This window comes from Streptomyces glomeratus, assembly GCF_021462825.1.
GTDB classification, from domain to species: Bacteria; Actinomycetota; Actinomycetes; order Streptomycetales; family Streptomycetaceae; genus Streptomyces; species Streptomyces glomeratus.
This window is the reverse complement of the sequence record NZ_JAKEEB010000007.1, coordinates 47,835-65,961: the sequence shown is the minus strand read 5'-3', so window position 1 is coordinate 65,961 and position 18,127 is coordinate 47,835. Positions and strand designations below refer to the sequence as shown.

13 protein-coding genes are annotated in these 18,127 nt (G+C 70.6%); 6 read left to right on the top strand and 7 right to left on the bottom strand.

Annotated features, from left to right (window positions below; genetic code table 11):
* The first annotated feature begins 94 nt into the window (after positions 1-94).
* The 4 genes from rlmN (at position 95) to LZ604_RS10705 (ending at position 5,218) form a co-directional block, all read left to right on the top strand.
* Positions 95-1,201: a dual-specificity RNA methyltransferase RlmN gene (rlmN, locus tag LZ604_RS10720; RefSeq protein ID WP_234514497.1), complete on the top strand. Its 1,107-nt coding sequence runs from the start codon at positions 95-97 to the stop codon at positions 1,199-1,201.
* A gap of 221 nt (positions 1,202-1,422) precedes the next feature.
* Positions 1,423-2,544, top strand: a complete 1,122-nt coding sequence (locus tag LZ604_RS10715; RefSeq protein WP_234514488.1) for a thiamine ABC transporter substrate-binding protein — start codon at positions 1,423-1,425, stop codon at positions 2,542-2,544.
* Between the two features lie 38 nt (positions 2,545-2,582).
* Positions 2,583-4,184 (top strand): ABC transporter permease, encoded by a 1,602-nt coding sequence (locus LZ604_RS10710; RefSeq protein WP_234514486.1) that lies wholly within the window; start codon positions 2,583-2,585, stop codon positions 4,182-4,184.
* Positions 4,185-4,186: 2 nt separating this feature from the next.
* The gene (locus LZ604_RS10705; protein WP_234514483.1) at positions 4,187-5,218 is read left to right on the top strand and encodes an ABC transporter ATP-binding protein; all 1,032 of its coding nucleotides are present in this window, start codon (positions 4,187-4,189) and stop codon (positions 5,216-5,218) included.
* Positions 5,219-5,304: 86 nt separating this feature from the next.
* On the opposite strand, the gene LZ604_RS10700 is transcribed toward LZ604_RS10705, so the two are convergent.
* The 6 genes from LZ604_RS10700 to LZ604_RS10675 all read right to left on the bottom strand — a co-directional run bounded on the left by LZ604_RS10700 (position 5,305) and on the right by LZ604_RS10675 (position 10,899).
* A complete protein-coding gene (locus tag LZ604_RS10700; RefSeq protein WP_234514481.1) occupies positions 5,305-5,991 on the bottom strand; it encodes an LAETG motif-containing sortase-dependent surface protein in 687 nt (228 codons plus the stop codon).
* Positions 5,992-6,216: 225 nt separating this feature from the next.
* The gene (locus LZ604_RS10695; protein ID WP_234514479.1) at positions 6,217-6,624 is read right to left on the bottom strand and encodes a VOC family protein; all 408 of its coding nucleotides are present in this window, start codon (positions 6,622-6,624) and stop codon (positions 6,217-6,219) included.
* Positions 6,625-6,799: 175 nt separating this feature from the next.
* Positions 6,800-8,059, bottom strand: a complete 1,260-nt coding sequence (locus tag LZ604_RS10690; protein ID WP_234514477.1) for a hypothetical protein — start codon at positions 8,057-8,059, stop codon at positions 6,800-6,802.
* A complete protein-coding gene (locus tag LZ604_RS10685) occupies positions 8,041-8,778 on the bottom strand; it encodes an ABC transporter ATP-binding protein (protein ID WP_234514471.1) in 738 nt (245 codons plus the stop codon). Before LZ604_RS10685 ends, LZ604_RS10690 begins: the two co-directional genes overlap by 19 nt.
* Before the next feature lie 238 nt (positions 8,779-9,016).
* Positions 9,017-10,399, bottom strand: coding sequence for an aspartate aminotransferase family protein (locus LZ604_RS10680; protein WP_234514468.1), 1,383 nt, complete (start codon positions 10,397-10,399; stop codon positions 9,017-9,019).
* Complete coding sequence (locus LZ604_RS10675; protein WP_234514466.1) at positions 10,384-10,899, bottom strand: Lrp/AsnC family transcriptional regulator; 516 nt, start codon at positions 10,897-10,899, stop codon at positions 10,384-10,386. The genes LZ604_RS10680 and LZ604_RS10675 overlap by 16 nt, the downstream gene beginning before the upstream one ends.
* Positions 10,900-11,064: 165 nt before the next feature.
* Here LZ604_RS10675 and LZ604_RS10670 point away from each other — a divergent pair, with 165 nt between their 5' ends.
* Together LZ604_RS10670 and LZ604_RS10665 are read left to right on the top strand one after the other, a co-directional pair.
* Positions 11,065-12,504 (top strand): gamma-aminobutyraldehyde dehydrogenase, encoded by a 1,440-nt coding sequence (locus LZ604_RS10670; protein ID WP_234514463.1) that lies wholly within the window; start codon positions 11,065-11,067, stop codon positions 12,502-12,504.
* Positions 12,505-12,689: 185 nt separating this feature from the next.
* On the top strand, positions 12,690-13,880 hold the full coding sequence (locus LZ604_RS10665) for a polyamine ABC transporter substrate-binding protein (RefSeq protein ID WP_234514461.1): 1,191 nt from the start codon (positions 12,690-12,692) through the stop codon (positions 13,878-13,880).
* A gap of 91 nt (positions 13,881-13,971) precedes the next feature.
* Here the strand turns inward: LZ604_RS10665 and LZ604_RS35685 are convergent, their stop codons facing one another.
* A complete protein-coding gene (locus tag LZ604_RS35685) occupies positions 13,972-17,964 on the bottom strand; it encodes a LamG-like jellyroll fold domain-containing protein (protein ID WP_267971210.1) in 3,993 nt (1,330 codons plus the stop codon).
* Between the last annotated feature and the right edge of the window lie 163 nt (positions 17,965-18,127).

Sequence of the window (18,127 nt, the reverse complement as noted above, 5' to 3'; positions counted from 1 at the left end):
AGAAGGACCGCGACGGCCAGGGACGACCGACGGCGATCACCGCGTACGACTGAGGCCCAGGGCACACAGATGGATCTGCGACACTGATAAGGCCATGCCTAAGCCCGGAGAACTCACTTTCGTCGCGCCGCGCGGAGCCAAGACCCCGCCGCGGCATCTTGCCGATCTCACGCCCGCCGAGCGCAAGGAGGCGGTCGCCGCGATCGGTGAGAAGCCGTTCCGCGCCAAGCAGCTCTCGCAGCACTACTTCGCGCGGTTCTCGCACGACCCGGAGCAGTGGACCGACATTCCCGCCTCCTCGCGCGGCAGGCTCCAGGAGGCGCTGCTGCCGGAGCTGATGACGGTCGTACGGCATCTGTCGACCGACCAGGACACCACCCGGAAGACGCTGTGGCGGCTGTTCGACGGGACGCTGGTGGAGTCCGTGCTGATGCGCTACCCCGACCGGGTCACCATGTGCATCAGCTCCCAGGCGGGCTGCGGCATGAACTGCCCGTTCTGCGCCACCGGCCAGGCCGGCCTGGACCGCAACCTGTCCACCGCGGAGATCGTGCACCAGATCGTGGACGGCATGCGGGCGCTGCGCGACGGTGAGATCCCCGGCGGCCCGGCACGGCTGTCCAACATCGTGTTCATGGGCATGGGCGAGCCCCTCGCCAACTACAAGCGAGTCGTCGGCGCCATCCGCGCCCTCACCGACCCCGCGCCGGACGGGCTCGGGCTCTCACAGCGCGGGATCACCGTGTCGACCGTCGGGCTGGTGCCGGCCATCCACCGCTTCGCCGACGAGGGCTTCAAGTGCCGCCTCGCCATCTCCCTGCACGCGCCGGACGACGAGCTGCGCGACACCCTCGTGCCCGTCAACACGCGGTGGAAGGTGCGGGAGGTCCTCGACGCCGGGTTCGAGTACGTCGAGAAGTCGGGGCGTCGGCTGTCCATCGAGTACGCCCTGATCCGGGACATCAACGACCAGGCGTGGCGCGGCGATCGGCTCGGCCGACTGCTCAAGGGCAAGCCCGTCCACGTCAATCTGATCCCGCTCAATCCGACGCCCGGCTCCAAGTGGACCGCGTCACGGCCCGAGGACGAGAAGGCGTTCGTCGAGGCGATCGCCGCCCATGGGGTGCCGGTGACCGTCCGGGACACCCGGGGTCAGGAGATCGACGGAGCGTGTGGTCAGCTGGCGGCCACCGAGCGGTAGTCTGAAGGCCGTCCATATCATCACAGGTATATCTTCATATTCCGACAGGGGAGCGCCACAGCGCTGAGAGTGCGGGAGAGCCCGCAGACCCTCTGAACCTCGCCCAGGTCATTCTGGGTAGGAAGTTCGGTCTTCACTCGAGCTGTTGCGCCCTGCCCGGGACCCTTCGGGGCTCCCGGGCAGGGCCGCGTCTCTTCCTGGTCACCTCCAGGAGGAATTCAGTGAGCATCACCCGCAGGCAGTTGGCGGCCGTAGCCGTCGGGCTGGGCCTGATCACGCTGTCCGCATGCGGATCGTCCGGCTCCACCGGCGGCAGCGGTGGCGACCCGAAGACCGTGACCGTTGTCAGCCACGACGCGTGGGCCGCCTCCAAGAGCGTCATCGCGGCGTTCGAGAAGGAGTCCGGTTACCGGGTCAGGGTCCTCCCCGACGGCGACGCGGGACAGGCCGTCAACAAGGCGATCCTCACCAAGGACAATCCGCAGGGCGACGTCTTCTTCGGCGTCGACAACACGCTGCTGTCCCGGGCGCTCGACAACGGTCTGTTCCAGCCGTACACGGCCGAGGGACTGGACCGGGTCGGCGCGCAGTACCAGCTCGACAAGGACAAGCACCGCGTCACGCCCGTCGACTACGGCGACATCTGCGTCAACTACGACAAGAAGTACTTCGCCGACCACAAGCTCGCCCCGCCCGCCTCCTTCGACGACCTCACCAAGCCCGCCTACCGGAACCTTCTCGTCACCGAGAACGCCTCCACGTCCTCGCCGGGCCTCGGCTTCCTGCTGGGCACCGCCGCCCGCTACGGCGACGGGGCCACCTCCCGCTCGGGCGGAGCCGCAGGCGCGGGAGGCTGGCAGGGCTACTGGAAGAAGCTCAGGGACAACGGCGTCAAGGTGGTCGACGGCTGGCAGCAGGCCTACGAGCAGGAGTTCTCGGGTTCGGCCGCGGGCCGCAAGGCCGGGGGCGACCGGCCGCTCGTCGTCTCCTACGCCTCCTCGCCGCCCGCCGAGGTCGTCTACGCCAAACCGCGGCCCAAGACCGCGCCGACCGGCGTCGCCACCGGCACCTGCTTCCGCCAGATCGAGTTCGCGGGCCTGCTGAGCAACGCTCACAACCCCAAGGGCGCCAAGGCGTTCCTCGACTTCCTGATCAGCAGGACGTTCCAGGAGGACATGCCGTTCAACATGTACGTCTACCCGGTCGTGCAGGGCGCGCGGGTGCCCGCCGAATTCACCGAGTACGGGCCCGCGGCCGAGCACCCCGCGACCATGGCCCCGGCGAAGATCGCCGCCAACCGTGACCAGTGGGTCAGGTCGTGGACGTCGCTCGTACTGAAGTAGCCCCGAAGAGCCGCGGAGGTGCGGCGCGGTTCGGGCTCATGGCCCTGCCGGCCGTGTTCTTCGCGGTCTTCTTCGCCTATCCCGTCGCCGCGATCGTCACGCGCGGTCTGCGCGTCGACGGGGTGTGGCGCCTCGGCCGCCTCACACAGGTGCTCGCACAGCCCGACATCCGGCATGTGCTGTGGTTCACCACCTGGCAGGCGCTCGCCTCCACGGCCCTCACCCTGCTGGTGGCGATGCCCGGCGCCTACGTCTTCGCCCGCCTGGACTTCCCCGGCAAGCAGGTGCTGCGCGCGGTGGTCACCGTGCCGTTCGTGCTGCCCACGGTGGTCGTCGGCACGGCGTTCCTGGCACTCGTCGGCCGTGGCGGACTCCTCGACGACCTGTGGGGCGTCCGGCTCGACACGACCGTATGGGCCATCCTGCTCGCCCATGTCTTCTTCAACTACGCGGTCGTCGTCCGGACGGTCGGCGGCCTGTGGGCGCAGCTCGACCCGCGTCAGGAGGAGGCCGCACGCGTACTCGGAGCCTCCCGCGGCACCGCCTGGCGGAAGGTGACGCTGCCCGCTCTGGGCCCGGCCGTGGCCGCCGCCGCCCTCATGGTCTTCCTGTTCACGTTCACCTCGTTCGGGGTGGTGCAGATCCTGGGCGGCCCGGCCTTCTCCACCCTGGAGGTGGAGATCTACCGGCAGACCTCGGAGATCTTCGACCTGTCCACGGCCGCCGTGCTGACGATCGCCCAGTTCCTTGCGGTGGGCGGGATACTGGTGCTGCACGCCTGGACGGTGCGCCGCCGAGAGAGTGCGCTGCGGCTGGTCGACGCGTCCCGCACGGCGCGCAGACCGCGCGGTGCCGCCCAGTGGGCGCTGCTCGGCTCGGTCCTCGTCACCGTCGCCGTCCTGCTCGTCCTGCCGCTCGCCGTGCTGGTCGGGCGGTCACTCGACGCGCCCGGGTTCGCGTACTACGAGGCCCTGACGCACGCGGACGGCGGGACCTTCCTCGTCGCGCCGATCAACGCGATCGGCAACTCCCTCGCCTACGCCGTCGCCGCCACCGTCATCGCCGTGCTGATCGGCTCCCTCGCCGCCGCGGCCCTCGCCCGCCGGGACGCCGGCCGCCTGGTGAGGGGCTTCGACGCGCTGCTGATGCTGCCGCTGGGCGTGTCCGCCGTGACCGTCGGCTTCGGGTTCCTGATCTCGCTGGACAAGCCGCCGCTGGATCTGCGCGGTTCCTGGATCCTGGTACCGCTCGCGCAGGCGCTGGTGGGCGCCCCCTTCGTGGTACGCACCATGCTGCCCGTGCTGCGCGCCGTGGACGAGCGGCTGCGGGAGGCGGCCGCGGTGCTCGGAGCCTCGCCGTGGCGGGTGTGGCGCGAGGTCGACCTGCCGATCGTACGGCGGGCGCTGCTGATCGCGGCCGGGTTCGCGTTCGCCGTGTCGCTGGGCGAGTTCGGGGCGACCGTGTTCATCGCCCGGTCCGACAACCCGACGCTGCCGGTCGCCGTGGCGCGCCTGCTCGGACGGCCCGGCGACCTGAACTACGGCCAGGCGATGGCCCTTTCGACGATTCTCATGGTGGTGTGCGCGGTGGCGCTGCTGGTCCTGGAGCGGCTGCGGACCGATCGGACGGGGGAGTTCTGACGATGCTCAGGCTGGAGCGGACGACCGTACGCTACGGGGGCAGCACCGCGCTCGACGGAGTCGACCTCGAGGTCGCCGAGCACCAAGTGGTGTGCGTGCTCGGGCCCAGTGGCGGCGGCAAGTCGACGCTGCTGCGGACCGTGGCGGGGCTGCAACCGCTCGACTCGGGGCGGGTGTTCCTCGACGGCCGCGATCTGGCCGGGGTGCCCGCGCACCGGCGCGGGGTGGGGCTGATGTTCCAGGACCACCAGCTGTTCCCGCAGCGGGACGTGGGCGGGAACGTCGCCTTCGGGCTGCGGATGCAGCGGGTCCCGCGCGCCGAACGAGAGGACCGAATCGGGGAGTTGCTGGACCTGGTCGGGCTGCCCGGAGCCGCCCGGCGGGCCGTCGCCTCGCTCTCCGGCGGCGAGCAGCAGCGTGTCGCGCTCGCCCGCGCGCTCGCGCCCCGGCCACGGCTGCTGATGCTGGACGAGCCCCTGGGCCAGCTCGACCGGTCGCTGCGCGAGCGCCTGGTCGTCGAACTGCGCGAGCTGTTCGGGCGGTTGGGTACGACCGTCCTCGCGGTCACCCACGACCAGGGCGAGGCCTTCGCTCTCGCGGACCGCGTGGTCGTCATGCGGGACGGGCGGATCGCCCAGTCGGGTACGCCCCTTGAGGTCTGGCAGCGGCCCGCGGACACGTTCGTGGCGCGCTTCCTCGGCTTCGACAACGTGGTGGAGGCGACCGTTTCCGGGGAGGCCGCGGACACGCCCTGGGGCAAACTCCCCGTCCCCGAAGGCTCTTCACAGGGACCGGGTGCCCTGCTCGTCCGGCCCGCGGGCGTCCGCCTCGTGCCCGCGACCCAGGGCCTGCGCTGCACCGTGACCGCACGCACCTTCCGCGGCACCCATGTCGCCGTACGACTGCAACCCGAGGAGGCACCGGCGCTTGAGGCGGCGTGTCCGCTGCGGGCGGCACCCGAACCCGGGGACGAGACAGGAGTTGTGTTCGACGCGGCCGAGGTCGTCGTACTCGGGAACGCCTCCGGCGCCTAGCCGGGTACGACCGGCCGTCCGGACATGCACAGCGGCCCGCCCCGGCAGGGGGCGGGCCGCTTGCTCGTACGGTACCGGCGCGCGCGTCAGTTGTTCTTCGACGCGCCCCGGCGGCGCATGCCGAAGAAGACCGCGCCACCGCCGATGACGACCAGTCCGGCGGCGATGCCGGCGATCAGGGGCGTGCTGGAGCCGGCACCCGTCTCGGCCAGGTTGGAGCTGCCGGCCGCGGGCGAGGGGGAGTTGTCGCCGGGAGCGGCGGGAGCCGTGCCGCCCGACTCCGACGGGGTGGCCGTCGAGGACGGAGTGGCCGACGGCTTCGGGGTGTTCGAGGCCGGGGGAGTGGTGGCCGGCGCGGTGGTCTGAGAGGTCACGCAAGCCTTGCCCGGGGTGGTCAGTGCGGGCGAGATGTCCGCGTCGACCTGGCCGCCGTTGGCGTTGACGCGGATCCGGTACTGGGCATTCGGCGCCCAGTTCTCGGAGAACGTGACGGTCGCGCCGTCCTTGGAACCGGTGACCTTCTGCTCGCCGACCTTCCGCTCGTCGGCGCCGTTCGACTCGAGGTAGACAGTGACCGTCGCCTCCTTGCCGGAGGGGTCTATGTCCTTGACGGTGATGATGCCCTTCCCGGCCGAGTCGCAGGAGGCGACGGCCGAGAAGTCACGGATGCTGCAGGCGAGCGCGTTACCGGCGACGCCGAGCGTGAGCGCGGCGGCGGCGGAGGTGACGCCGAGGATGCGCACCGATCGTGCGGTGCGGGAGGATATGGACACGATTGCCCTTCACGTGATGCGCAACTGCGGGGGGTTACAGGGACGTTGCCCAACAACAGCGTCCTCGTGAGGCTCACAGGTTTATAAGCGGCGACTGAGCGGTGTCAACGCCGATGTCCGGCATGACCCCTCGTCTTTGCCCGGTCATTAACCGCCGGGACGTTTGAAACGCCGCCGGAGCAACCTCGATCCCCCGCAGTGGCACCCCTGTTCACCTGCGGGAGCTCAGCCCTGAACCGCCGCGGGGTCCATCCACATGACCTCCCAGGTGTGGCCGTCGAGGTCGTCGAAGGAACGGCCGTACATGAAGCCGTGATCCTGCGGCTCCCCGCCGACCGAGCCGCCCGCCGCGAGCGCCCGGTCCACCAACTCGTCCACCTTTTCCCGGCTTTCCGCGCTGAGGCACAGCAGCACCTCGCTGGTCCGCGTCGCGTCCGCGATCTCCTTCTTGGTGAAGTCGGCGTAGCGCTGCTTGCTGAGCAGCATCGCGATGATCGTGTCGCTGATGACGACACAGGCGCAGTCGTCCGTCGTGAACTGCGGGTTGATCGTGTAGCCCAGTTGCGTGAAGAACTTCCGCGACGCCTCGACGTCGACGACGGGCAGGTTCACGAAGATCATCTGCTGGTACATGAGCGGTCTCTCCCGGTGAGCTGCAGTCCGTACGGATGGTGGTCGGTACGGAGGGGTGGTGCATACGGGTCGCGGTCCGTACGCGTCCTGGTCGGTACGGAAGAAGAGACCGCGGGCGGCGGCGGAACTCATCGGCGCCGGCGAGAATTTTTTCCGGCAATTCTCGCGGGCCCGCTCAGCCCCTCAGCGGCATCGCCGCCAGCTCAGCGACCACCCAGGTCAGCGGCACGAACACCACGGCCAGGGCGCCCGCCCGGAGCAGCGCCGCGGTGCGCAGCAGCGTGGCCGGCGCGCCCAGCCGCACCAGAGCGGCGATCGCGCCGACGCGCGCCTGCCGCGCCTCGACCGCCGCGGTCGCCAGCGTCGCCAGCGCGCACCCCGCCACGAGCACCGCACCGAGCGTCGTGAGCGGCCCGAAGGCGAGTCGCGCGTCGGTGTACGGCGTCGTCATGGCGTAGGCCCCGGAGGCCACCGCGCACACCACGCCGAGCGGCCGGCCGATCCGCCGCGCCTCCTGTTGCAGACCACGCCCCGCGAGCAGCCGCACGACCCCCGGCTGCGCGGAGTCCAGCATCCGGCCGCACAGGTACGCGAGGGCGGGCCCGGCCAGTGCCAGCCCCAGCGCGGTCAGCGTCCAGCCCGTCAGAACCCCGGCGGGCCCGCCCGCCAGGCCGCCGGGCAGGTGGAAGCGCGGTGCTCCGCCCGCGTCACCGGCGTGCGCCTCCACCGCGAGCCCCGCGGCGATCGCGGCCACACCCCAGGGCAGTCCGCTCGGCGAGTGCCCGGCCGCGGGGCGCGGACCGGGCGCCGGGGCTTCGCCCGCGGGGCCGTCGGCCTGTTCCCCGGGCGTCCGTTCCTCGCAGGCGTCGCCGGCACCGGAGGCGGCCGCTGCCTGGGCGCGGCGCCCGGCGCGGCGCTGCCGTTTGTCCTTCGGCCGCAGGGCCACCGCGCTCGCCGCGGACGCCGCGAACGGCACCACCGTGAGCAGGGTGAGTGCCGCGGGCAGCGGCAGCGGCAGGTCCGCGGCGAGGAACCCGGCCACCTGGCCGTCGAACGGCGTTCCGGGCAGATCGCCGCGCAGATGGAGAAAGGCCAGCAACGCCAGCACCGAGCCCAGCGTGGTCGACAGGGCCGTGGTCAGTGCCGACAGGGCCATCAGCCGGGCCGGGCCGAGGCCGATGGCGGCCAGCCCGGACCGGGGGCGGGTGCCGGGGTCCGTGCGCGCGACGGCGACCGCGAGGTACACCGTGGCGGCGACGGGCCCGAGGCACCAGACCAGCCGCAGCGTCGCACCGGCGGACGCCTCCGGGTGCGCCATGGCGTACCCCAGCGTGGACAGCATCAGAAAGCCCGTGCCCGCCGAGGCCGCGGCGACCAGCAGCCGGCAGAGCTGGACCATCGGGTGGGCCCTACGGGCTAGGCGGAGAGCGAGCACGCCGCCCGGCCTTCCGTCTCCGGGACCGGCGGCAGCTGGAGCGTGGTCACGCGCCGCCCGTCGAGCAGGGACACCGTGCGGTCGGCGAGGGCCGCGACGTCCGGGTGAAGTGTGGCCAGGACGACCGTGATGCCGTGGGAGCGCGCCGCCGCGGTGAGCGTGCGCAGCACCTGGGCGCCGTCGGAGCGGTGCAGGGTGGCGGTCGGCTCGTCGGCGAAGAGCACGGTCGGGCACGCGGCGAGGGCCCGGGCCACGGTGAGCCGCTGCCGTTCGGCCGAGACCAGCTCGTCCGGGCGCTTGTGGGCACAGCCGCCGATGTCGAGCCGCTCCAGCCACTCCAGGGCAGCGGTCTTGGCCCTGCGGCGGCCGGTGCCGCGCAGCAGCAGCGGCAGCGCGGCGTTCTCCCAGACGTTCAGCTCGGGGACGAGGAGGGGCACCGGGTCGATCCAGCCGAAGCGGTCGCGGCGCAGCCGTTCACGGCGGAGCGAGCCCATGGTGTGCACCGGCGTGCTGTTGAACCAGACCTCGCCCCGCTGCACGGGCACCAGCCCGGCCAGGCACTGCAGGAGGGTCGTCTTGCCGCTCCCGCGCGGTCCGGTGACAGCCAGGATCTCGCCCTGGCGCACCCCCACGGAGACGCCGCAGAGAGCGGGTGAGCCATTGTGCTGAAAGCGCAGGGCGTGTGCCCAGAGCACGTCGTTGTCCGGCGGGGCCACCATCGCGTACCACCTCGGTTCTGATCCGTTGTCCCGTGCCGATCCCCGTCCGGGGGGACCCGTTCGGGTGAACGAAGGCCGGAGCGATCGGTCACATCGCACGCTAGGCAGACTGCGCCGGGAGCCGGGGACAGCGACGGCCCCGGACCGCCGTTTCTCACTCGAACGGGCGGCCCGGGGCCGTTCGTTGATCATCCGGACGGATGAATCATCCGGCCGGGCGATCGGAACCTCGGGTGGCTCAGAGCTTGGTCCACGCCTCCGTCAGCGTCGCGCGCAGGATCTGCTCGATCTCGTCGAACGTCCCCTGGTCGGAGATCAGCGGCGGGGCGAGCTGGACGACCGGGTCGCCGCGGTCGTCGGCACGGCAGTACAGGCCGTTGTCGTACAGCGCCTTGGACAGGAAGCCGTACAGGACGCGCTCGGTCTCCTCGTCGTTGAAGGACTCCTTGGTGTTCTTGTCCTTGACCAGCTCGATGCCGTAGAAGAAGCCGTTGCCGCGGACGTCGCCGACGATCGGCAGGTCGTGCAGCTTCTGCAGCGTGGACAGGAACGCGCCCTCGTTGTCGAGAACGTGCTGGTTGAGGTTCTCGCGCTCGAACAGGTCGAGGTTGGCCAGGCCCACCGCGGCCGACACGGGGTGGCCGCCGAAGGTGTAGCCGTGCAGGAAGGTGTTGTCACCCTGGTAGAAGGGCTCGGCCAGACGGTCGGAGACGATGCACGCGCCGATCGGGGAGTAGCCGGAGGTCATGCCCTTGGCGCAGGTGATCATGTCCGGGACGTAGCCGAACTTGTCGCAGGCGAACATGGTGCCCAGGCGGCCGAAGGCACAGATGACCTCGTCCGACACGAGCAGCACGTCGTACTGGTCGCAGATCTCGCGGACCCGCTGGAAGTAGCCGGGCGGCGGCGGGAAGCAGCCGCCCGCGTTCTGCACCGGCTCCAGGAAGACCGCGGCCACGGTCTCCGGGCCCTCGAAGAGGATCTGCTGCTCGATCTGGTCGGCGGCCCAGCGGCCGAAGGCCTCCGGGTCGTCGCCGTGGATCGGGGCGCGGTAGATGTTGGTGTTCGGGACCTTGTGCGCGCCCGGCACCAGCGGCTCGAAGGGGGCCTTCAGGCCCGGCAGGCCGGTGATGGACAGGGCGCCCTGCGGGGTGCCGTGGTAGGCGACCGCGCGCGAGATGACCTTGTACTTGGTGGGCTTGCCGACCAGCTTGAAGTACTGCTTGGCCAGCTTCCAGGCGGTCTCCACCGCCTCGCCGCCGCCGGTGGTGAAGAAGACCTTGTTCAGGTCGCCCGGCGCGTGGTGGGCGAGACGCTCCGCCAGCTCCACGGCCTTCGGGTGGGCGTAGGACCACACCGGGAAGAACGCCAGCTCCTGGGCCTGCTTGAACGCCGTCTCGGCCAGTTCGGTGCGGCCGTGGCCCGCCTGGACCACGAACAGACCGGCGAGACCGTCGAGGTAGCGCTTGCCCTTGTCGTCGTAGATGTAGGTGCCCTCGCCGCGCACGATGGTCGGCACGGGCGCGTTCTCGTACGAGGACATGCGGGTGAAGTGCATCCACAGGTGGTCGTACGCGGTCTTGCTGAGGTCCTTGGTACTCACGGCTATCGGGTTCCCCACATGTAGGTCTGCTTCTTGAGCTTGAGGTAGACGAAGCTCTCGGTGGAGCGCACTCCGGGGAGGGCCCGGATGCGTTTGTTGATGACGTCCAGCAGGTGGTCGTCGTCCTCGCAGACGATCTCCACCATCAGGTCGAACGAGCCTGCGGTCATCACCACGTACTCGCATTCGGACATGGCGGTCAGTGCGTCGGCGACGGACTCCACGTCGCCCTCGACGTTGATCCCGACCATCGCCTGCCGGCGGAAGCCCACGGTGAGCGGGTCCGTGACGGCGACGATCTGCATCACGCCCTGGTCGAGCAGCTTCTGGACGCGCTGGCGCACGGCCGCCTCGGACAGGCCGACGGCCTTGCCGATCGCGGCGTAGGGCCGGCGGCCGTCCTCCTGGAGCTGCTCGATGATGGCGAGGGAAACGGCGTCCAGCTGGGGGGTGCCGTTCCTGGACTCGCGGGAGTCCCTCTGATCTGCGCTTCGACTGGCCACGACCTCACTGTGCACGACGTCTCGACAGTTTCGCAAGGCTCGATCAATGAAATTCGTCGTTTACATGGCGGAACCCTGCGGATTTCGCAGCAGTGATGCGATCGGGACTGTTGAAAACGTGGGGCCACGGATTAGGGTGGGTGTCTCAGCGATTGGACACCCGAACTTGGAGGGCCGGCAGTGAGCACCGAGCTGCGTCGTCTGCGCAACTACATCGACGGCGAATTCCGTGACGCCGCCGACGGACGGACCACCGAGGTGGTCAACCCCGCGACCGGTGAGGCGTACGCGACCGCCCCGCTGTCCGGGCAGGCGGACGTCGACGCCGCGATGGCGGCCGCGGCCGCGGCCTTCCCGGCCTGGCGGGACACCACGCCCGCCGAGCGCCAGAAGGCCCTTCTCAAGATCGCTGACGCCTTCGAGGAGCGCGCCGAGGAACTGATCGCGGCGGAGGTGGAGAACACGGGCAAGCCGGCCGGCCTGACCCGCTCCGAGGAGATCCCGCCCATGGTCGACCAGATCCGCTTCTTCGCGGGAGCGGCCCGGATGCTCGAGGGCCGCTCGGCCGGCGAGTACATGGACGGCATGACCTCGATCATCCGCCGGGAGCCGGTCGGTGTCTGCGCGCAGGTCGCGCCCTGGAACTACCCGATGATGATGGCCGTGTGGAAGTTCGCCCCCGCGATCGCGGCGGGCAACACGGTCGTGCTGAAGCCGTCGGACACCACCCCGGCGTCCACGGTCCTGATCGCCGACATCCTCGGCTCGATCCTGCCCAAGGGCGTCTTCAACGTCATCTGCGGCGACCGCGACACGGGCCGCATGATGGTCGAGCACCCCACCCCGGCGATGGCGTCCATCACCGGTTCGGTCCGCGCCGGCATGTCCGTCGCCGAGTCCGCGTCCAAGGACGTCAAGCGCGTCCACCTGGAGCTGGGCGGCAAGGCGCCGGTCGTCGTCTTCGAGGACACCGACATCGCCAAGGCGGTCGAGGACATCTCGGTGGCCGGCTTCTTCAACGCCGGCCAGGACTGCACGGCCGCCACCCGGGTCCTCGTCCAGGAGTCCATCCACGACGAGTTCGTGGCCGCGCTCGCGAAGGCGGCCGCCGAGACCAAGACGGGCCAGCCGGACGACGAGGACGTGCTCTACGGGCCCCTCAACAACCCGAACCAGCTCAAGCAGGTCTCCGGCTTCATCGAGCGTCTGCCCGCGCACGCCAAGGTCGAGGCCGGCGGCCACCAGGTCGGCGACAAGGGCTACTTCTACGCCCCGACCGTCGTCTCGGGCCTCAAGCAGGACGACGAGATCGTCCAGAACGAGGTCTTCGGCCCGGTCATCACCGTCCAGTCCTTCAGCGACGAGACCCAGGCGATCGAGTACGCGAACGGTGTCGAGTACGCCCTCGCCTCCTCGGTGTGGACGAAGGACCACGCGCGTGCGATGCGTCTGTCCAAGGCGCTCGACTTCGGCTGTGTGTGGATCAACACGCACATCCCGCTGGTCGCGGAGATGCCGCACGGCGGCTTCAAGAAGTCCGGCTACGGCAAGGACCTGTCGGCGTACGGCTTCGACGACTACACCCGTATCAAGCACGTGATGACGTCGCTGGACGCGTAACACCGGTACGGCATCGGCGCGGCCCCGCACGGGAGTTGACCCGTGCGGGGCCGCCGCGTTCGCCCGCCGCGTGCCGCGGCACCGCCATCCGTCCCGACGGCCGATCGACAGGGTGTCGGGTTCCCGTGGGGCCGCTCGACGCGGCGTCGGTTGTCCGGCCACCAAGCGGGCGGCATGCTGCCGGAATGCCCCGGACTTCGAAGACCTCCCTGCTCACCCGGCGTTCCCTCCTGCGCACCCTCGGCGGGGGCGCGGTGCTCGGCGCACTCGCCGGCTGCGGAGTGCCCGCCGCCTACGTGGCACCCGGCGACCGGCCCGCCACCGACCTGTCCGCCCGGGACCGGCGGCTGACCTGGGCGAACTGGCCGCTGTACATCGACACGGACGACAAGGACCCGGGGCGGCGGCCGACGCTGGAGGCGTTCGAGAGGCGCACCGGCATCGCGGTCGACTACGTCGAGGAGATCAACGACAACGACGAGTTCTTCGGCAAGATCAGCCCGGCCCTGATGAACCACCAGCGGACCGGCCGCGATCTGATCGTCATCAGCGACTGGATGTGCGCGCGGTTCGTACGTCTCGGCTGGGTGCAGGAGATGGACCGGGCCCGCCAGCCGCATGTGACGCGCCACCTCGATCCCCTGCTGCGCACGCCCGCCTTCGATCCGGGGCGCAGGTTCACGGTGCCCTGGCAGTCCGGCATCACCGGTGTCGCGTACAACCGCCGGAAGCTCGGCCGCGAGATCAGGCACACGAAGGACCTGTGGGCGAGCGACCTCAGGGGCCGGGTCACCTTGCTGTCCGGTCTGGACGAGGCGTTCGCGCTGCTCATGCAGAGCGACGGGGTGGACGTCACCCGGTGGACCGCCGACGACTTCCACCGGGTCTGCGACCAGGTCGAACGGCTGGTGCGCGGCGGCCACATCCGCCGGTTCACCGGCAACGACTACACCAAGGACCTGGTCAGCGGCGATGTGCTGGCCTGTCAGGCGTACTCGGGCGACGTGATCCAGCTTCAGGCGGACAACCCCGACATCCACTTCGTCGTCCCCGAGGAGGGCGGCGAACTGTGGGCGGACTCGCTGATGATCCCCAACCGGGCCGGCCACAAGGCGAACGCCGAGCGGCTGATCGACCACTACTACCGGCCGGAGGTCGCCGCGACGCTCGCCGCCTGGGTGAACTACGTCTGCCCCGTCCCCGCCGCCCGCGACGTGCTGGCCGCCTCCCGGGACGAGGACACCGCCGCCCTCGCCGAGAATCCGCTGATCTTCCCGGACGCGACGATGCGCCGCCGCCTGGCGATCGCACGGGACATCACGTCGACGGAGCGAGTGGAGTTCGCGAGGCGGTGGAACAGGATCGTGGGGTTGTGAGCGGGCCGCGTGGCCGGGACCGGCGCAACGCGCCCGTTGTCCGCACCCGGAAGGTCCGGGTGCGGGCAACGGGGGAGTGCCGGCTGGGCCGTCAGCCGAGCTGGGCGACCTTGGGCAGGTCGGTGTCGGCCGCGGCGTCGGCGGGGGGAAGGGCGAAGGGGTAGGCGCGGACGTCGCTGATCGCGCCGTTGGTGTATTCGCCGTAGGTGCCGGAGGCGAGCTTCCGGCCGATCTGCACCGGACCGGTGGCGTTCCAGGGGGTGTACGTCCAGTCCCTGGTGCCCGTGAGCCTGCCGTTGACGTAGAGGCGTAGCTCCTTGGCCGTGGCGTCGTAGACGCCCACCAGATGGGTCCACTTGCCGACGGCGCCCTTGCTGCCGTAGGCGGCCCGCCAGGCGGCGTCGCTCCCGTCGGTGCTGTGCCGGCCGAAGGCCCAGGCCTGCGCGCCGGAGGAGTAGTACAGCTGGAAGCCGTTGTTGGTCGTGCCGTTCTGGGACAGGAAGGTGCTGTTGGCGGAGAGCGAGTTGAGCTTGACCCAGGCCGAGACCGTGAAGCTCTTGGAGGTGTCCACGGCGGGCCCGGTGGCGGAGCCGTACCCGGTGCTGCCGTTCAGGCCGAGGAACTGCCCGCGGGTGGTATCCGTGCCCCAGCTGTAGCCGCCGGACAGGGTGGCGTTCAGGGTGCCGGTGCCGTCGGCGGTGGTGCTGCCGGCGCCCTCGGCGAGCTTCCACCAGTGGGTGGCGGTGTCCGTAACCGAGCCCAGCGAGACTCCGGGGGCGAAGTCGTACCTGGGCGGGTACACGAGGTCGGGACTCTGCCGGTAGCCGTACTCGACGAGCTGGCCGAACCGGTCGACGGTGTACAGGTCGGGCAGACCGTCCGGGCCTCCGGTGCTGCTGGAGGTCGCGTCGATCGGGCTGTTGACATCGCCCGGCGAGGCGACCACCGGGAAGGCGGCCGGTGGCAGGGTGAGCGGCAGGGTGCCGTGCACGGTGGGGTGCAGCAGCGACGGCACCAGGGTGCCGGGGTCGACGGTGATCGAGTAGCTGTAGAGATCGCCGGTGGCGTTGTCACGGGACCACAGCACCGGCTTGCCCTTGAAAGTGCCCGCGGCGATCAGGGTCTGGCCCGTCCAGTCGCCGTCGCCGAGCAGGAGCGGGTTCTTCAGGTGGTATCCGCCGTCGGCCTGGTAGATCCACAGCTCCTTGTTCTCGACGGTGATGACGGCCGGGTAGCCGTTGGTGTTGCCGAAGACGTTCCCCGGGGTGATGAGCTGGCTGATGTTCCAGGTCTTGCTGTCGTAGTCGGTGCTGCGACAGCGGCTGTCGTCGGCGATCACGTCGGACGGAGCGCAGGCGTCCTTGGGGACGACGTCGAACCGCCGGCCGATGAAGCCGCCGAACGTGGACAGCGGGCTGCGCGGGAAGGACGAGTCGTCGACCGGGTCCAGGTCGTTCTTGACGACGTAGAGCTGGTTGTTCTTGTAGGCGAACAGGTCGTCGACGTCGCTCCCGTGCAGATTGCCGCGGTGGGCGATGAGGTAGGTGTTCCAGCCGGTGCCGTCGGGCGAGTCGGCCTTCGCGGCCACGGTGACCGGACCGGTGACGGCCGGCGGGGTGCCGGTGACCGGGCCGCTCTGGACCGGGGCGGCCTGCTGCGCCGGGTCGCGGTCGCCGGGGACCAGGTCGAGGTCGCCGGTCTTGGTGGTGGCGAGCAGGTCCGGCACACCGTCGCCGGAGATGTCACCGGGCTTGACCGGGGTGTCCGGGTTCCAGGGCACGGTGAACGTGTAGCTGTAGGGGCTGGTGGAGATGTTGCCGGCGTTGTCGACGCCGGCCACGTACAGGGTGTGCACACCCCAGTCCTGGATCGGCACGTGGATCGTGGCGGTCGACCGGCCCTGGGCGTCCGTGCCGCTGACCGCCACGCCATTGCCGGTGCCGGCGGTGGGCGGTGAGTCGAGCTGCCACAGGAAGGAGTCCATGCCGCTGGACTTGCAGGGGCCGGGGGCACAGGAGGTGTCGCTCGCCGGGCTGTCCGCGCCGGCCACGGTGAAGTCGGTGGTCTTGCCCGGGCCGGCGTAGACCACGGGGTCCGCGGGCCCGGAACCGACCGGCGGGAAGGACGAGTTGCCGGTCACCTCCGGGGTCTGCGGTGCGGTGAAGTCGGCGGTGAACCAGCAGTGGTCGGATATCGAGGACTTGAGGCCCTGGGACGAGTCGTCCTGGGCGTAGACGTCCCAGCCGTACTGGTGGCCGTCCTTCAATGTGGCGCCGATGCTCATGACCGCGTCGGTACCGGAGGCGAGGAACCTGCTGTCCGGGGTGGAGACGTCCGCGCCGCTGCCGTCGCCGTCGGGGTCGACCGTGCGGTCCCAGACGTGGTAGTGCGCCTGGACGTTCTCGCCCGACATCGGCGTGGTGACCGTGGAGTGGAGCTTGACGTTGCTGCCGGCGTCCGAGTAGGTGGTCGCGCCGATCCAGCCCGGGCCGCTGGTGGTGCACGGTGCCGAGGCGCCGGTGGGGGCCGGGGTGATGTGCAGGTCGGTGGGGACGTCCGGCGGAATGTCGAACTTCGTGGTGAGGGTCAGCGTGGTCGACATGCGCAGGTAGTCGTTGTTGCTCGACGACTCCGACTCGTTGCCGTACAGGCCGATGGTCCAGGTGTTGGTGCCGGCGCCGGACGTGCCGTCCGCGTCGTAGCCGTCGCCCTCCTGGTCGGCGATCTTCTGCACCTGGTCCTTGACGTGGAACGTGGCGGTGCTGTTGCTGCAGGAGCTGCCGGAGTTGGCACCACTGGGGACGGTGTCGGTCACCGGCGGGAACGCGATGTCGTGGGTGCCGGGCCGGGACAGCCAGTCGGTGCTGGAGCTGATCGCGTTCGTGGTGTGCAGTGTGAGCGGCTGGTTCTCGCTGCAGTTGTAACTCGCCGCGAACGTGGTCGAGATCTTGACGTATGCGTCGTCGACGACGAACGACGAGTGCAGTCCACTGGTGTTGATCGCCCAGTACGAGCGCTCCAGACCGACACCGCAGGGCCCGCCCCAGCGCTGGTAGCCCACACCTTGCCCGTTGGTCTGCGCCTTGTCGTACTGCGGTGCGTTGTCGCAGGCGGAGCTGGAGTAGATCTCGGTGAAGTGGCCGGCGGTGGAGGAGACCGGATTCGTGTACGGGTCGATGTACACCGGGTACGTCGTGTCCGGGTCGGTGAGCATGCCGGTGTCCGGCGTCAGGGTGAGCGCCTTGTCGGTGGCGGTCATGGCGACCGGTGCGGTGTCGGCGCCGGGCCCGGGCCCGGCCACGGAGGACACCGGCCCGGTCTCCTCGGTCTTGGCCGGGTTCGTGCCGGAGTCCCACATCAGCGGCTGGGGGCTGGTGTAGGCCAGGTCGCCGTCCGATGCGGTGGCCTTCATGGCGTCGGAATCCGTGGTCGCCAGACTGAGGCCGTCGGTGTGGGCGGCCAGGGTGAGCTTCTTCAGCCGGGGGTCGGCGGCCGCCTTGGCGTCGTGCACGATCAGGATGTCGCTGAAGCCGCCCTGGTCCGTGACGGACACCGACAGGTCGACGCCGGGCAGCACCGCCGGGTACAGGGCGGTGTCGCCGCTGACGCTGGGCTTGGGCAGGGTGAACGGCAGAGTCAGGGCCATGCTCGCCCCGTCGGCGTGGTCGAGCGTGACCAGGGGGCCGTCGCCGCCGCCGGAGAGCGTGACCCCGTTCGGAGTGGCCTTGGCCGTGTAGCCGCCGTTGCCGTCGGCCGTCAGGGTGCCGTCCACCGGAGTCCAGGCGCCGTCCCTGCGGATTCTTGTCGGCAGCACGCTGGTGGTGCTGCTGAAGCTGCCGTCCGGCAGCGCCTCGGTGGTGGACACCTCCGTGGTCAGGGCGTCCACGGGGACGGCCTCGCCGGTGGACACGGCCTGCGCCTGTGCGACCAGCAGCGGGTCTGACGGCGGGGCCGACGGGGCGTCCTCGGCGGCGGCGGGCAGCGCGGGTATGGCCATCAGCAGCCCGAGGGCGGCGGTGAACAGGGCCAGTCGGCGGGGCGGCGTGGCGGGTCTGCGGCGGGTGCGCGGGGATGGTGGGCTCATCGCGTGTCGGGCTTCCTTCGGTCGCGGGCGGGGACGGCTCGGTTCTCGCTCCCTGCCGGTTGGATGGGTCGGCAGTGCAACGGGGGTGTGGGGAAGCCCGGTTGACCACGCTCGTTGATCGTTTAGGCACAGAAAATACACATGATCTGTCAAGTCCGGGCAC

Bases quoted from the DNA above. Each gene is read 5' to 3' on its own strand.
- LZ604_RS35685 (WP_267971210.1), bottom strand. From the start codon at position 17,964: ATGAGCCCACCATCCCCGCGCACCCGCCGCAGACCCGCCACGCCGCCC.
- LZ604_RS10705 (WP_234514483.1), top strand. From the start codon at position 4,187: ATGCTCAGGCTGGAGCGGACGACCGTACGCTACGGGGGCAGCACCGCG.
- LZ604_RS10695 (WP_234514479.1), bottom strand. From the start codon at position 6,624: ATGTACCAGCAGATGATCTTCGTGAACCTGCCCGTCGTCGACGTCGAG.
- LZ604_RS10685 (WP_234514471.1), bottom strand. From the start codon at position 8,778: ATGGTGGCCCCGCCGGACAACGACGTGCTCTGGGCACACGCCCTGCGC.
- rlmN (WP_234514497.1), top strand. From the start codon at position 95: ATGCCTAAGCCCGGAGAACTCACTTTCGTCGCGCCGCGCGGAGCCAAG.
- LZ604_RS10665 (WP_234514461.1), top strand. From the start codon at position 12,690: ATGCCCCGGACTTCGAAGACCTCCCTGCTCACCCGGCGTTCCCTCCTG.
- LZ604_RS10710 (WP_234514486.1), top strand. From the start codon at position 2,583: ATGGCCCTGCCGGCCGTGTTCTTCGCGGTCTTCTTCGCCTATCCCGTC.